Source organism: Streptomyces rhizoryzae (assembly GCF_023155275.1).
Taxonomy (GTDB): Bacteria; Actinomycetota; Actinomycetes; order Streptomycetales; family Streptomycetaceae; genus Streptomyces; species Streptomyces rhizoryzae.
Map to the genome: position 1 here is coordinate 94827 of NZ_JALMUV010000009.1, position 14019 is coordinate 108845.

General features: G+C 74.3%; 11 protein-coding genes. 6 read left to right on the forward strand and 5 right to left on the reverse strand.

Features of this window, described 5'->3' with window-relative positions:
- Window positions 1-54: 54 nt before the first annotated feature.
- A complete protein-coding gene (locus MUU72_RS10460) occupies window positions 55-3078 on the forward strand; it encodes a bifunctional [glutamine synthetase] adenylyltransferase/[glutamine synthetase]-adenylyl-L-tyrosine phosphorylase (protein ID WP_248012897.1) in 3024 nt (1007 codons plus the stop codon).
- Here MUU72_RS10460 and MUU72_RS10465 read toward each other — a convergent pair.
- From MUU72_RS10465 to MUU72_RS10480, 4 genes are all read right to left on the reverse strand, one after another.
- Window positions 3066-3266, reverse strand: a complete 201-nt coding sequence (locus tag MUU72_RS10465; protein WP_248012898.1) for a hypothetical protein — start codon at window positions 3264-3266, stop codon at window positions 3066-3068. The two genes, MUU72_RS10460 and MUU72_RS10465, sit on opposite strands and share 13 nt — an antisense overlap.
- Window positions 3267-3421: 155 nt before the next feature.
- Window positions 3422-4279, reverse strand: coding sequence for a phosphatase PAP2 family protein (locus MUU72_RS10470; protein ID WP_248012899.1), 858 nt, complete (start codon window positions 4277-4279; stop codon window positions 3422-3424).
- A gap of 128 nt (window positions 4280-4407) precedes the next feature.
- Window positions 4408-5469 (reverse strand): LacI family DNA-binding transcriptional regulator, encoded by a 1062-nt coding sequence (locus MUU72_RS10475; RefSeq protein WP_248012900.1) that lies wholly within the window; start codon window positions 5467-5469, stop codon window positions 4408-4410.
- Window positions 5470-5494: 25 nt separating this feature from the next.
- Window positions 5495-7120, reverse strand: coding sequence for a glycoside hydrolase family 13 protein (locus MUU72_RS10480; protein WP_248012901.1), 1626 nt, complete (start codon window positions 7118-7120; stop codon window positions 5495-5497).
- A 223-nt stretch (window positions 7121-7343) separates the two neighbouring features.
- Between MUU72_RS10480 and MUU72_RS10485 the strand changes: the two genes are divergently transcribed.
- The 5 genes from MUU72_RS10485 to MUU72_RS10505 are packed head-to-tail and all read left to right on the forward strand — an operon-like array spanning window position 7344 to window position 13095.
- Window positions 7344-8618 (forward strand): extracellular solute-binding protein, encoded by a 1275-nt coding sequence (locus MUU72_RS10485; RefSeq protein WP_248012902.1) that lies wholly within the window; start codon window positions 7344-7346, stop codon window positions 8616-8618.
- Window positions 8615-9550, forward strand: a complete 936-nt coding sequence (locus MUU72_RS10490) for a carbohydrate ABC transporter permease (protein ID WP_372503060.1) — start codon at window positions 8615-8617, stop codon at window positions 9548-9550. The genes MUU72_RS10485 and MUU72_RS10490 overlap by 4 nt, the downstream gene beginning before the upstream one ends.
- 2 nt (window positions 9551-9552) lie before the next feature.
- The gene (locus MUU72_RS10495; protein WP_248012903.1) at window positions 9553-10407 is read left to right on the forward strand and encodes a sugar ABC transporter permease; all 855 of its coding nucleotides are present in this window, start codon (window positions 9553-9555) and stop codon (window positions 10405-10407) included.
- Between the two features lies 1 nt (window position 10408).
- Entirely contained in the window at window positions 10409-12061 is a 1653-nt protein-coding gene (locus MUU72_RS10500; protein WP_248012904.1) for a glycoside hydrolase family 13 protein, read from the forward strand.
- Window positions 12049-13095, forward strand: coding sequence for a LacI family DNA-binding transcriptional regulator (locus MUU72_RS10505; RefSeq protein ID WP_372503061.1), 1047 nt, complete (start codon window positions 12049-12051; stop codon window positions 13093-13095). Before MUU72_RS10500 ends, MUU72_RS10505 begins: the two co-directional genes overlap by 13 nt.
- A 187-nt stretch (window positions 13096-13282) precedes the next feature.
- Here the strand turns inward: MUU72_RS10505 and MUU72_RS10510 are convergent, their stop codons facing one another.
- A complete protein-coding gene (locus MUU72_RS10510; RefSeq protein ID WP_248012906.1) occupies window positions 13283-13984 on the reverse strand; it encodes a TetR/AcrR family transcriptional regulator in 702 nt (233 codons plus the stop codon).
- Window positions 13985-14019: the final 35 nt, after the last annotated feature.

Genomic DNA, 14019 nt, shown 5'->3' on the forward strand with positions numbered 1-14019 from the left:
GCCCGGCCGCCCCGCCCCTGCGCCCGCGCCGACCCGCCACCGAGAGGCCGCCCCATGGCACCACCCGCTCCGCAGGGACGGCGGAGCAGCACCTTCACCCGGCTGCTGAGACACGGATTCACCGACCCCTCGGCGGCCGGCGCGCTGCTCGACGCCCCCGAACTCGCCCCCGTACGCGACGATTCGGTGCTGCTGGAGACGCTGGGCGGCACCGCGGACCCGGATCTGGCGCTGCGCGGGCTGGTCCGGCTGGCGGAGGCGCTCGGCCCGGCGGAGCGGCCCGAGCTGCTGGCCACCCTCACCGCCGCCAAGCCGCTGCGGGACCGGCTGCTGGGGGTCCTGGGCGCCTCCGAGGCGCTCGGCGACCACCTGGTCCGGCACCCGGGGGACTGGCGGTCGCTGGCCACCTACGAGTCGGTCGACCTGCACCCCACCACCCCGGAGTTCGAGCAGGCGCTGGCCGAGGGCGTCTGGGGTGAGCGGGGCGAGGGCCGGCCGCGGGCGGACGCGCTGCGCGCCGCCTACCGCCGCTGCCTGCTGGGCATCGCGGCCCGCGACGTGTGCGGCACCACCGATGTCGCCGAGACCGCGGCCGAGCTGGCGGACCTGGCCACCGCCACCGTCCGCGCCGCCCTGGAGATCGCCTACGAGGAGCAGCCCGGGGACGCCGCGCAGTGCCGGCTGGCGGTCATCGGGATGGGCAAGTGCGGCGGCCGGGAGCTGAACTACGTCTCCGACGTGGACGTCATCTTCGTCGCCGAGCCCCGCGAGGGCGCCGAGGAGGCCAAGGCGCTCCAGGCCGCGACCCGGCTCGCGTCCCGCATGATGCGGCTGTGCTCGGACACCACCGCCGAGGGCACCATCTGGCCGGTGGACGCCAACCTCCGCCCCGAGGGCCGCAACGGCCCCCTGGTGCGCACCCTGTCCAGCCACCTCGCCTACTACCAGCGCTGGGCCAAGACCTGGGAGTTCCAGGCGCTGCTCAAGGCCCGCCCGATGGCCGGCGACCTGGTGCTGGGGCAGGAGTACACCGACGCGCTGGCGCCGATGGTGTGGGACGTCGCCGAGCGGGAGAACTTCGTCACCGACGTCCGCCAGATGCGCCGCCGGGTGGTCGAGAACATCCCCGCCGGCCAGGTCGACCGGGAGCTCAAGCTCGGCCCCGGCGGCCTGCGCGACGTCGAATTCGCCGTCCAGCTCCTCCAGTTGGTGCACGGGCGCACCGACGCCACGCTGCGCAGCGCCACCACCCTGGACGCCCTGGCGGCGCTCGCGGCCGGCGGGTACGTGGGCCGCCAGGACGCCGCCGCACTGGACGCCGCCTACCGCTTCCTGCGCACCCTGGAGCACCGGATCCAGCTCTTCCGGCTGCGCCGCACCCACCTGATGCCCGAGAGCGAGTCCGAACTCCGGCGCCTGGCACGGTCGTTGGGGCTGCGCACCGAGCCGGTGGAGTCGCTGCGCCGGGAGTGGAAGTGGCACGCCCGCGAGGTCCGGCGGCTGCACGAGAAGCTGTTCTACCGGCCGCTGCTGGACGCCGTCGCGCACCTGGAGCCCGGCGAGACCCGGCTGTCGGCGAAGGCGGCCGGCCACCGCCTGGAGGCCCTCGGCTACGCCGACCCGGTCGGCGCCCTGCGGCACCTGGAGGCGCTGGCGTCCGGGGTGAGCCGCAAGGCGGCCATCCAGCGCACCCTGCTGCCGGTCCTGCTGGGCTGGTTCGCCGACTCCGCCGACCCGGACGCCGGGCTGCTCAACTTCCGCAAGGTCTCCGACGCGCTCGGCAAGACCCCCTGGTACCTGCGGCTGCTGCGCGACGAGGGCGCCGCCGCGGAGAACCTCGCCCGGGTGCTGTCGGCCGGCCGGCTCGCCCCCGACCTGCTGCTGCGCGCCCCCGAGGCGGTGGCCCTGCTCGGCGCCGCCGACGGGCTCCAGCCGCGCGGCCGGGCCGCCCTGGAGCAGGAGGTGCTGGCCGCGGTCGGCCGCGCGGACGGCGCCGAGGCGGCGGTGGCGGTGGCCCGCGGGGTGCGCCGCCGGGAGCTGTTCCGGACCGCCGCGGCCGATGTCATCGGCGCGTACGGCACCGAGGCCAGCCCCGCCGACACCGACCACGGGCACGCCGTCGACACCGTCGGCGCGGCGGTCTCCGACGTCAACGCCGCCACCCTGGCCGGCGCGCTGCGGGCCGCGGTCCGCGCGCAGTGGGGCGACACCCTGCCGACCCGCTTCGCGGTGATCGGCATGGGCCGCTTCGGCGGCCACGAGCTGAGCTACGGTTCGGACGCCGATGTGCTCTTCGTCCACGAACCGCGCGAGGGCGCCGACGAGCAGGAGGCCGCCAAGGCCGCGCACGCGGTCGCCAACGAGATGCGCCGGCTGCTCCAGATCCCCTCCACCGACCCGCCGCTGCCGATCGACGCGGACCTGCGCCCGGAGGGCAAGTCCGGCCCGCTGGTGCGCACCCTGGCCTCGTACGCGGCGTACTACCGGCGCTGGTCGCTGGTGTGGGAGGCCCAGGCGCTGCTGCGGGCCGAGCCGGTGGCCGGGGACCCGGAGCTGGGGGAGCGGTTCACGGCGCTGATCGACCCGCTGCGCTACCCGGCCGAGGGGCTGGGCGAGGACGCGGTCCGGGAGATCCGCCGGCTCAAGGCCCGGATGGAGTCCGAGCGGCTGCCGCGCGGCGCGGACCCCACCACCCACACCAAGCTGGGCCGCGGCGGGCTGAGCGACGTGGAGTGGACGGTGCAGCTGATGCAGCTGCGGCACGGCTGGGAGCTGCCCGGACTGCGCACCACCCGCACCCGGGACGCGCTGGCCGCCGCGCACGCCGCCGGGCTGATCGGCACCGACGACGCCCGGACCCTGGACGAGGCGTGGGTGCTGGCCGCGCGGGTGCGCAACGCGGTGATGCTGGTCCGCGGCCGCCCCGGGGACACCTTCCCGGCCGACGCCCGGGAGCTGGCCGCGGTCGGCCGCTACCTCGGCTACGAGGAGGGGCACGTGGGCGACATGCTGGAGGACTACCGGCGGATCACCCGGCGCGCGCGGGCCGTGGTGGAGGAGCTGTTCTACGGCGCCTGAGCCGGCCGGCGGCGCGCCCTACGGTGCGCCGCCGGCCGCGAGGCGGCCCGCAGGTGGGCGAGGTAGGCGGCCAGGGTCGGTTCGAAGGCGGCGTCCGCGCGGTGCGGGCCGGTGGCGTCCTGGGCGGCGGCCGGCCGGGGTGCCTCGGCGTCCGCGGAGACCTCCCACATCGGCTCCGGCGCCGACATGCCCAGCGCCGAGCCGGCACGAGGTCGTCCAGGCCGGTGATCACGGCCATGACCGTGTCCGGGGGAAGCCGGCGTCCAGCAGCAGCCCGGCCACCCGGTCGTACTGGGCGAGCACCTTCGCGCTCCGTCCGCGCCCGGGGCCGGCCCGGCGGCGCTCACACCCCCAGGGGCGCCGGGCCGGCCGCCACCGCGTACCGGGCCAGCCGGTGCGGCAGCCGCCCGTACCACGCACCGGCCAGCAGGAAGCCGAACGCCAGGCACAGCACCCCGCCCAGCGCGTCCAGCCAGAAGTGGTTGGCGGTGGAGACGATCACCGTGAGCGTCGTGGCCGGGTAGAGCACACCCAGCACCTTGGCCCACACCGCCCTCGCCAGCAGCACGATGGTGATCCCGCACCACAGGGACCAGCCGATGTGCATCGAGGGCATCGCGGCGTACTGGTTGGACATCGACGCGAGGTTCCCGGACGCCATCGAGCCCCAGGTGCCGTGCACCAGCACGGTGTCCACGAAACCGCCGTCCGGCATCAGCCGGGGCGGCGCCAGCGGGAAGAAGTAGTAGCCGACCAGGGCGACGCCGGTGGTCGCGAAGAGCGCCAGCCGGGCCGCCGCGTACCGCCCGGGATGCCAGCGGTAGAGCCACACCAGCACCCCGATCGTCACGATGAAGTGCAGCGTCGCGTAGTAGTAGTTCATCGACACGATCAGCCAGGTCACCGAATTCACCGCGTGGTTGACGGTGTGCTCCACGGCGATGCCCAGCGCGTGCTCGGCCCGCCAGATCCAGTCGGCGTTCCGCAGCGCCTGCGCCTTCTGCTCGGGGACCGCATTGCGGATCATGGAGTACGTCCAGTAGCTGACCGCGATCAGCAGCACCTCGAACCAGAGGCGGGGTGAGCGAGGGGTTCTCAGCCGGGCCAGCCGCCGCCGGCCGTCCGGACGGTCCGCGGGCTCCGCACCGGCTGGCGGGGCGGCTGACGGGTCGTCCAGAGTCCTCACATGCGCATCACCCATAGGCAGACAGTCTGCCAGAAAGGGGGGTGGACCCGATCATCCTCCGGTCGGGTAAACGACCCCCGGAACGGGTCCGGGGAAGGCCGGGGTTTCCCCTAGGGGAAACCCCGGCGGGCGGCCGGCGGCGCCTACCGCGCGGCCCGCAGCGGCCGGGGGACCGCCGCGCCGGGCGCCTCCTGCGGCACCGACGCCGTCGAGCCCCGCACCACCAGCTCCGGGAGGAAGACGAACTCGCTGTGCGGCGCCGGGGTCCCGCCGATCTCCTCCAGCAGGGCGCGCACCGCCGCCTGCCCCATCGCCTGCACCGGCTGCCGGATCGTGGTCAGCGGCGGATCGGTGAACGCGATCAGCGGGGAGTCGTCGAAGCCCACCACGGACATCTGCCGCGGCACCGCGAGGCCGCGCTGCCGGGCCGCCCGGATCGCGCCCAGCGCCATCATGTCGCTGGCGCACACGATCGCCGTCACCCCGCGCTCGATCAGCGCGCCCGCCGCGGCCTGCCCGCCCTCCAGGGTGTAGAGGGAGTGCTGCACGAACCCCTCGGCCTCCGCCGCGTCCAGCCCCAGCTGCTCCTCGACGCAGCGCAGGAAGCCCGCGATCTTGCGCTGCACCGGCACGAACCGCCGGGGCCCCAGCGCCAGCCCGATCCGCCGGTGCCCGAGCGCGGTGAGGTGGGTCACCGCCAGCTCCACCGCGGCCCGGTCGTCGGGTGAGACGAACGGCGCGCGCACCTGGTCGGAGAAGCCGTTGATGAGCACGAACGGCACGCCCTGGCCGCGCAGCCGCTCGTAGCGCCCCATGTCGGCGTCGGTGTCGGCGTGCAGCCCGGAGACGAAGATGATGCCGGCCACCCCGCGGTCCACCAGCATCTCGGTCAGCTCGTCCTCGGTGGATCCGCCGGGCGTCTGGGTGGCCAGTACCGGGGTGTATCCCTGGCGGGTCAGTGCCTGCCCGATGACCTGGGCGAACGCCGGGAAGATCGGGTTCTCCAGCTCCGGGGTGATCAGTCCGACCAGGCCCGCGCTGCGCCGCCGCAGCCGGTGCGGCCGCTCGTAGCCCAGCACGTCGAGGGCGGCGAGCACCAACTGGCGGGTGGTGGCGGAGACACCGGGCTTCCCGTTGAGAACCCGGCTGACGGTGGCCTCGCTGACACCCGCCTGCGCTGCGATGTCGGCAAGCCGGGCGGTCATGAGGGGGACTGTACCGCGCACGTCTTCAGATTGCCCACCAGGTGCAGCTGTCCCCGGGCAGCACCGCCGACGGGCCGTCGGACGCCACCGGCGCGCTGGACAGCAGCAGTTCGCCCGGCGGCGGGACCGGGACCGGCCCGGGGCGGGTGTTGACGGTGCACAGCACCCCGGGCCGGCGGAACGCCAGCACCCCCTCGGGGGCCGGCTGCCACGCCATCTCCCCGTCGCCCAGGCCCGGCAGCCGGCGGCGCAGCGCCAGCGCGGTGCGGTACAGCTCCAGCGTGGAGGCCGGGTCGCCGGTCTGCGCCGCGACGCTCAGCCGGCCCCAGTCGGCGGGCTGCGGCAGCCAGCTGCCGCCCGGCCCGAAGCCGTACGGCGGTGCCTGGCCGGTCCACGGCAGCGGCACCCGGCAGCCGTCCCGGAAGCCGTCCTGGCCGCCGGCGTCCGCGCCGCCGGACCGGCCGCGGAAGAACGCCGGGTCCTGGCGCACCTCGTCGGGCAGGTCGGTGACCTCCGGCAGGCCCAGCTCCTCGCCCTGGTAGAGGTAGGCGGAGCCGGGCAGGGCCAGCATCAGCAGGGTGGCGGCGCGCGCCCGGGCCAGGCCGCCGCCGAGCCGGGTGGTGTGCCGCACCACGTCGTGGTTGGAGAGCACCCAGGTGGTGGGCGCGCCGACCGCGACCGTGGCGGCCAGCGAGGAGTCGATGACCGCGCGCAGCGCCGCGGCGTCCCACGGGGCGGTCAGGAACTGGAAGTTGAACGCCTGGTGCAGCTCGTCCGGGCGAACGTAGAGGGCCAGCCGCTCCACGGTCGGCGCCCACGCCTCGGCGACCCCGATGACGTCCCGGCCGTGCGCCGCCCCGTAGTCGTCCAGCAGCCGGCGCCAGGTGCGGTGGATGGCGTGCACCCCGTCCTGGTCGAAGAACGGCAGCACCTGGGTGCCGATCAGCCGGGCCTGTGCGCCGTGGCCGATGTCGGGCAGGCCGGGGGCCTTGACCATGCCGTGCGCGACGTCGATCCGGAAGCCGTCCACGCCCAGGTCGAGCCAGAAGCGGAAGATGGCGGCGAACTCCTCGTGCACCTCGGGCCGTTCCCAGTCCAGGTCCGGCTGCTCGGGGGCGAACAGGTGGAGGTACCAGTCGCCGCGGTCGGTGCGGGTCCAGGCCGGGCCGCCGAAGACGGACTCCCAGTCGTTGGGCGGGAGTTCGCCGTGCGGGCCCCGGCCGGGGCGGAAGACGTAGCGCTGCCGGGCCAGGTCCGGGTCCAGGAACCACGGGTGGCGGTCGGAGGTGTGGTTGGGGACGATGTCGAGGATCACCCGCAGGCCCAGCGCGTGCGCGGCGCGGATCAGCTCGTCGGCGTCCGCGAGGGTGCCGAAGAGCGGGTCGACGGCGCGGTAGTCGGCGACGTCGTAGCCGCCGTCGGCCTGCGGCGAGGCGTAGAACGGGGTCAGCCAGACGGCGTCCACGCCCAGCTCCGCGAGGTAGGGGAGCCGTTCGCGCACCCCGCGCAGATCGCCGACGCCGTCGCCGTCGCTGTCCGCGAACGAGCGGACGTAGACCTGGTAGATGACGGCGTCGCGCCACCACCCCCGGCCGCGGTCCGGTCCGGCGGTCCTGGGGGCGGGGCCGGGGGAAGTGAGCTCCTGGGTCATCTGCCGTCCCTGTCAGGTCTCGAAGCGAAGGTGCTGCCACGGGGTCAACGCGTCGGCGGACGGCGGGTGACGGTGCGCCGCAGCCCCCGGAGGGGCCCGTTCCGGCCGGTCCGCCGCAAAGTCTTCCAGAATTCTTGCAGAAAAATCCCGCAACATCTTTCGGTTCGTTTGCGCCGCTGTTACGTTCCAGACCGCCAACCGAGGCTTTCCCAAAGGAGTTCAGATGCGGCGTGGCATACGTGGCGCTCTCGCCACCGCGCTGGTAGCGGGCCTGGCCCTGGCGGCGACGGGATGCGGGGGCGGGGGTGACGGCGGCGGCTCGGCGGGCGGGGAGCTGTCCGGCACGGTGACCTTCTGGGACACCTCCAACGACGCCGAGAAGGCCACCTACCGGAAGCTCGCCGAGGGTTTCCAGAAGGAGCACCCCAAGGTCCACGTCGCCTACGTCAACGTCCCCTTCGGGGACGCCAACGCCAAGTTCAAGAACGCCGCGGGCGGCGGCGCGGGCGCCCCCGACGTGATGCGCACCGAGGTCGCCTGGGTCGCCGACTTCGCCAACCTCGGCTACCTCGCGCCGCTCGACGGCACCCCGGCGCTGGACGACACCGGCGACTACCTCCCGCAGGCCGTCGGCTCGACGCGGTTCGGCGGCAAGACCTACGCCGCCCCACAGGTCATCGACACCCTCGGGCTCTTCTACAACAAGAAGCTGCTCAAGGACGCCGGGGTGCCCGTCCCCAAGACGTTCGCCGAACTGGCCGCCGCCGCCCGCACGATCAAGGACAAGACCGGCGCCACCGCCCTCTACCTCCGCGGCGACGACCCCTACTGGTTCCTGCCCTACCTCTACGGCGAGGGCGGCGACATGGTCGACGCGGCCCACAAGAAGGTCACCATCGACAGCCCCGCCGGGGTCCGCGCCTTCCGCACCCTCAAGCAGCTCGTCGACTCCGGCGCCGCGGTCACCGACGCCACCGACGGGCAGGAGAACGAGCTCAAGGCCCTCAAGGACGGCGCCGTCGCGATGGCCATCGACGGGCCCTGGGACATCGAGGGCGCCCGCGCCGGCAAGGCGTTCGCGGACAAGGGCAACCTCGGCGTCGCGCCCGTCCCCGGCGGCAGCACCGCCCAGGGCTCCCCGCAGGGCGGCTGGGACCTCTCGGTCTACGCCGGCAGCAAGAACCTCCCGGCCGCCTACGCCTTCGTGAAGTACATGAGCTCGGCCGAGGTCCAGCAGGAGACCACCGAGAAGCTCAGCCTGCTGCCCACCCGCAAGTCGGTCTACACCGTCCCCTCGGTCAAGCGGAACGAGATGGTCGGCTTCTTCAAGCCTGCCGTCGACGGCGCCGTCCAGCGCCCCTGGATCGCCGAGGGCAACTCCCTCTTCGAGCCCCTCAAGGTCCAGATGAACAAGGTGCTCACCGGCGCCGCCACCCCCGAACAGGCCGCCAAGGCCGCCGGGGACGCCTACCGGAAGCTGCTCAAGGACTACTCGTGACCCGCACCGCCCGGATCCGCCGGGCGTGCGGCACCCACTGGTACGCCTGGGCGATGACCGCGCCGGTCGTCCTCGTCATCGGCGTCATCATCGGGATCCCGCTCGTCCGCGGCGTCTACCTCTCCCTGACCGACGCCAACGAGGCCAATGTCGAGCGCTCGATCGGCATGAACCACCTGCCCGCCACCTACCGCTTCACCGGCCTGGCCAACTACCGGGCGGTGCTGACCGACGACGTCTTCTGGGGCCGCCTGGGCTGGACCGTGGTGTGGACCGTCGGCTGCGTCTCGCTCACCTTCCTCACCGGCCTGGCCCTCGCCACCCTGCTCAACCGCTCCCTGCGCGGCCGCACCTTCTACCGGCTGGCGCTGATCCTGCCCTGGGCCGTCCCCGCCTTCATCTCCGTCTTCACCTGGCGGATGCTCTACAACGAGAAGAACGGCATCCTCAACAAGCTGCTGGCGGGCGGCGGCATCGACGCCGTGCCCTGGCTCAACGACCCGGTCTGGGCCAAGCTCTCGGTCATCGCCGTCAACGTCTGGCTCGGCGTGCCCTTCATGCTCGTCGCCCTGCTCGGCGGCCTCCAGTCCATCCCCGGCGAGCTGTACGAGGCCGCCGAGATGGACGGCGCCGGCGCCTGGCAGCGCTTCCGCCACATCACCGTGCCCGGGCTGCGCGCGGTCAGCGGCACCGTCCTCCTGCTCTCCACGATCTGGACGTTCAACATGTTCCCGGTGATCTTCCTGCTCACCCGGGGCGGGCCCGGCGACGCCACCGAGATCCTGGTGACGTACGCCTACCGGCTCTCCTTCGTCGACAGCCCCCGCAACTTCTCCGCCTCCGCCACCTGGGGCGTGGTCATCCTCGTCCTGCTCGCCCTCGCCGCCGCCGGCTACCGCCGGGCGCTGCGCAGGCAAGGGGAGGTGTGGTGACCATGGCCCGCACCCGGACCCGCACCCGCCCCCGTTCCGCACGGCACCCGCTGGCCTCGGCCGGCCTGCACCTGACCCTGGCGGCGGCCACGGTCATCGCGGTCTTCCCGCCGCTGTGGCTGCTGATCACCTCGTTCAAACCCCGCAACGACGCCTTCACCACCAGCCTCGTCACCCACTTCACCCTCGGCAACTACACCCACGTCCTGGCCGGCACGTCCTTCCTGCGGTGGTTCGGCAACTCCCTGCTCGTCGTCGGCCTGACCACCGTCCTCGGCGTCTTCATCGCCGCCACCACCGGCTACGCCGTCAGCCGCTTCCGCTTCCCCGGTATGCGCCCGCTGATGTGGCTGCTGCTGCTCACCCAGATGTTCCCGGTCGCGGTGCTGATCGTCCCGCTCTACAACCTGCTCGCCGCGCTCGGCCTGCTCAACCAGCCCGCCGGCCTGGTCCTGACCTACCTCACCATCGCCGTGCCGTTCTGCGCCTGGATGATGAAGGGCTTCTTCGACACCATCCCGGTGGAGATCGACGAGGCCGGCCGGGTCGACGGCCTCAACCCCTTCGGCACCTTCTGGCGGCTGGTCCTCCCGCTCGCCCGCCCCGGCCTGGCCGTCACCGGCTTCTACACCTTCGTCACCGCCTGGGCCGAGGTCGCCTACGCCTCCGCCTTCATGACCGGCGAGGAGAACCTCACCCTCGCCGGCGGGCTCCAGACCTTCGTCAACCAGTACACCAACGACTGGGGTTCGATGACCGCCGCCGCCGTGCTCATCGCCGTACCGGCCGCGCTCGTCTTCGCCTTCGCCCAGCGCCACCTCGTCGCCGGACTGACCGCCGGCACCACCAAGGGATGACATGACGCCACAGCTCAGCGCCCCGCCCGAGACCGCCCCCGCCGGCCCGGCCGCGCCGGCCACCGACTGGTGGCGCGATGCGGTGATCTACCAGATCTACCCGCGCAGCTTCGCCGACGGCAACGGCGACGGCATGGGCGACCTGCCCGGCATCCGCGACCGGCTCCCGCACCTGCGCGACCTCGGCGTGGACGCGGTCTGGCTCAGCCCCTTCTACGCCTCGCCGCAGGCCGACGCCGGCTACGACGTCGCCGACTACCGCGCCGTCGACCCGCTCTTCGGCACCCTCGCGGACGCCGAGGCGGTGCTGTGCGAGGCCCACCGCCTGGGCCTGCGCGTGATCACCGACCTGGTCCCCAACCACTGCTCCGACCAGCACGCGTGGTTCCGCCGCGCGGTCGCCGAGGGCCCCGGCTCGGCCCTGCGCGCCCGCTTCCACTTCCGGCCGGGGCGCGGCCGCGACGGCGAACTCCCGCCCAACGACTGGGAGTCCGTCTTCGGCGGCCCGGCCTGGACCCGCCTGCCCGACGGCGAGTGGTACCTCCACCTCTTCGCCCCCGAGCAGCCCGACTTCAACTGGGACCACCCGGCCGTCCAGGACGAGTTCCGCTCCGTCCTCCGCTTCTGGCTCGACCTGGGCGTGGACGGCTTCCGGATCGACGTCGCGCACGGCATGGTCAAGGCCCCCGGCCTGCCCGACATCGGCCACGGCGAGCAGGCCCGGCTGATCGGCTCCCAGGTGCTGCCGTTCTTCGACCAGGACGGTGTGCACGCCATCTACCGCTCCTGGCGGGCCATCCTCGACGAGTACCCCGGCGAGCGGATCGGCGTCGCCGAAGCCTGGGCGCCCACCGTCGAGCGGCTCGCCCGCTACGTCCGCCCCGACGAGCTGCACCAGAGCTTCAACTTCCACTACCTCAACACCCCCTGGGACGCCGGGCGGCTCCGCACCGCCATCGACAGCTCCCTGTCCGCCCTGCGCGCCGTCGGCGCACCGGCCACCTGGGTGCTCTCCAACCACGACGTGGTGCGGCACACCACCCGCCTCGGCGGCCCGGACCGCGCCCGCGCCGCCACCCTGCTGATGCTGGCCCTGCCCGGCTCCGCCTACCTCTACCAGGGCGAGGAGCTGGGCCTGCCGGAGGTCACCGACCTGCCCGACGAGGTGCGCCAGGACCCGTCCTTCTTCCGCGCCAGCGGCCAGGACGGCCTGCGCGACGGCTGCCGGGTGCCGCTGCCCTGGAGCGGTACGGCACCCCCGTACGGCTTCGGCGGCGCGGCGCCCTGGCTGCCGCAGCCGGCCGACTGGGGCCGGCTCACCGTCGACGCCCAGACCGGCGACCCGTCCTCCACGCTGGAGCTGTACCGCACCGCCCTCGCCCTGCGCCGGTCCCACCCCGGCCTCGGCGCCGGGGAGGCGGTGGAGTGGCTGCCGGCCCCCGACGGCGTGCTGGCCTTCCGCCGCCCCGGCGGGCTGGTCTGCACGGTGAACACCACGGACGCGGACGTCCGGCTGGCCCTCCCGCCGGTCCGCCGGCTGCTGTCCTCCCGGCCGCCGTACGCCGCCCCGGACGGCCGGGCCGTCCCCGCGGCCCCCGGGCCCCGCGGCACCCAGCTGCTCCCCGCGGACACCACGATCTGGTGGGAGGAGTGAGCGGGCCGGCCCCCCGCTCCGGTCCGCGCCTGGCCGACATCGCCGCCCAGGCGCGGGTCAGCGAGGCCACCGCCAGCCGGGTCCTCAACGGCCGGGCGGGCGTGGCGGCGGGCACCCGGCAGCGGGTGCTCGCCGCGCTCGACGTGCTCGGCTACGAACGCCCGGTCCGGCTGCGGCGGCGCAGCGCCGGACTGGTCGGCCTGGTCATCCCGGAGCTGACCAACCCCATCTTCCCGGCGTTCGCCCAGGTCATCGAGCAGGTCCTGGCCGGCCACGGCTACACGCCGGTGCTGTGCACCCAGATGCCGGGCGGCGCCACCGAGGACGAACTGGTCGAGCAGCTGGAGGAGCGCGGGGTCACCGGCATCGTCTTCCTCTCCGGCCTGCACGCCGACACCGCCGCCGACCCCGCCCGCTACACCCGCCTCACCGCCCGCGGCGTCCCCTACGTCCTGATCAACGGCTACCACGACCGGATCGACGCGCCCTGCGTCTCGCCCGACGACCGCGCGGCGGCCCGGATGGCCGTCCGCCACCTCGCCGAGCTGGGCCACCGGGACATCGGACTGGCCGTCGGCCCGGCCCGCTACGTGCCCTCGCGCCGCAAGGCGGAGGGGTTCACCGCGGCGCTGGCGGAGGCGTTCGGCCTCTCGCCGGGGCAGGCCGAACGGCGCGTGCGGCACACCCTGTTCAGCGTCGAGGGCGGCGCCGCCGCGGCCGCCGCGCTGCTCGACGACGGCTGCACCGGCATCGTGTGCGGCAGCGACCTGATGGCGCTGGGCGCGGTCCGCGCCGCCCGGCAGCGCGGCGTGGGCGTCCCCGGCCGGCTCTCCGTCGTCGGCTTCGACGACTCCCCGCTGATCGCCTTCACCGACCCGCCGCTGACCACGGTCCGGCAGCCCGTCCCGGCGATGGCGACCGCCGCGGTGGGCGCGCTGATCGAGGAGATCCAGGGCAACCCCGTCCAGCGCACCGAGTTCGTCTTCCAGCCCGAACTGGTGGTACGGGGCTCCACCGGCCCCGCCCATACCTGATGCATCGTCAACTGCCGTGCGGTGGTGGCCGGTCCGGGCGGCCGGGCGCGTAGGGTCCACCGCCGTGCGGCGGCCCCCCGGCCGGCCGGACCGGCTCGCCCGGGAACGTAACACCCTTGCAATCCCTTGCGAAAGGTCTTGCAGGAAACTGCCGCAACCGGCCCCCGGCACCCGGCCGTTGCCCGCCTCAGACCGGCTGGGGCAGCGCCAGCAGCCGGCCCACCAGGTCGGCGAACATCCCGTCCGCCGGCTCGTCCGCCAGCATCCGCCGCACCACCCGCGCCATCCGCTCGTCGTACGCGGCGCTGACCGCCGCCAGCGCGGCGAAGTCGTGCACCAGCTGCCGCTCCAACTCCGCCCGCGGCACCCGCCGCCCGTCCAGCCACAGCAGCGCGGTGGTCTCGGCCAGCGAGATCCAGGAGCGGACCACCAGCTCCAGCCGCGGCGCGGGGTCCCGGGCGTCCTCGTCGAGGTGGGCGAGGATCTGGGTGAAGGCGGCCTGCCGCACCCCGTCGATCAGCGCGCCGGTACGCGTCGAGCCGATCGCCGGGCCGCCGCGCATCAGCGCCGAGAAGCCCGGCCCGTGCTCGTCCACGAAGTCGAAGAACCGCTCCATGACGCGCAGCAGCCGGGTGCCGAGCGGGCCCTCGTGCGGTTCGGCGAAGCGGGCCGTCAGCTCGTCCGCGGCCCGCCGCAGCGCGGCCTCGTAGAGCTGCTGCTTGCCGGGGAAGTAGTGGTAGACCAGCGGGCGCGATATCCCGGCGGCCTCGGCGATCTCGTCGATCGAGACGTCCTCGGGGGAGCGGTGGCTGAAGAGGCCGAGTGCGACGGCGATCAGCTGCTCCCGTCGCTCCTCGACCCCCATCCTGCGGCGTGCCCCGGTCGTCATGCGCCCACCCTAACGACCGGCCCGGCGGCCCCACC

Coding starts and splice junctions, on each gene's coding strand:
- MUU72_RS10460 (WP_248012897.1), top strand. CDS start 55: ATGGCACCACCCGCTCCGCAGGGACGGCGGAGCAGCACCTTCACCCGG.
- MUU72_RS10465 (WP_248012898.1), bottom strand. CDS start 3,266: ATGTCGGCGCCGGAGCCGATGTGGGAGGTCTCCGCGGACGCCGAGGCA.
- MUU72_RS10470 (WP_248012899.1), bottom strand. CDS start 4,279: ATGGGTGATGCGCATGTGAGGACTCTGGACGACCCGTCAGCCGCCCCG.
- MUU72_RS10475 (WP_248012900.1), bottom strand. CDS start 5,469: ATGACCGCCCGGCTTGCCGACATCGCAGCGCAGGCGGGTGTCAGCGAG.
- MUU72_RS10480 (WP_248012901.1), bottom strand. CDS start 7,120: ATGACCCAGGAGCTCACTTCCCCCGGCCCCGCCCCCAGGACCGCCGGA.
- MUU72_RS10485 (WP_248012902.1), top strand. CDS start 7,344: ATGCGGCGTGGCATACGTGGCGCTCTCGCCACCGCGCTGGTAGCGGGC.
- MUU72_RS10495 (WP_248012903.1), top strand. CDS start 9,553: ATGGCCCGCACCCGGACCCGCACCCGCCCCCGTTCCGCACGGCACCCG.
- MUU72_RS10500 (WP_248012904.1), top strand. CDS start 10,409: ATGACGCCACAGCTCAGCGCCCCGCCCGAGACCGCCCCCGCCGGCCCG.
- MUU72_RS10510 (WP_248012906.1), bottom strand. CDS start 13,984: ATGACGACCGGGGCACGCCGCAGGATGGGGGTCGAGGAGCGACGGGAG.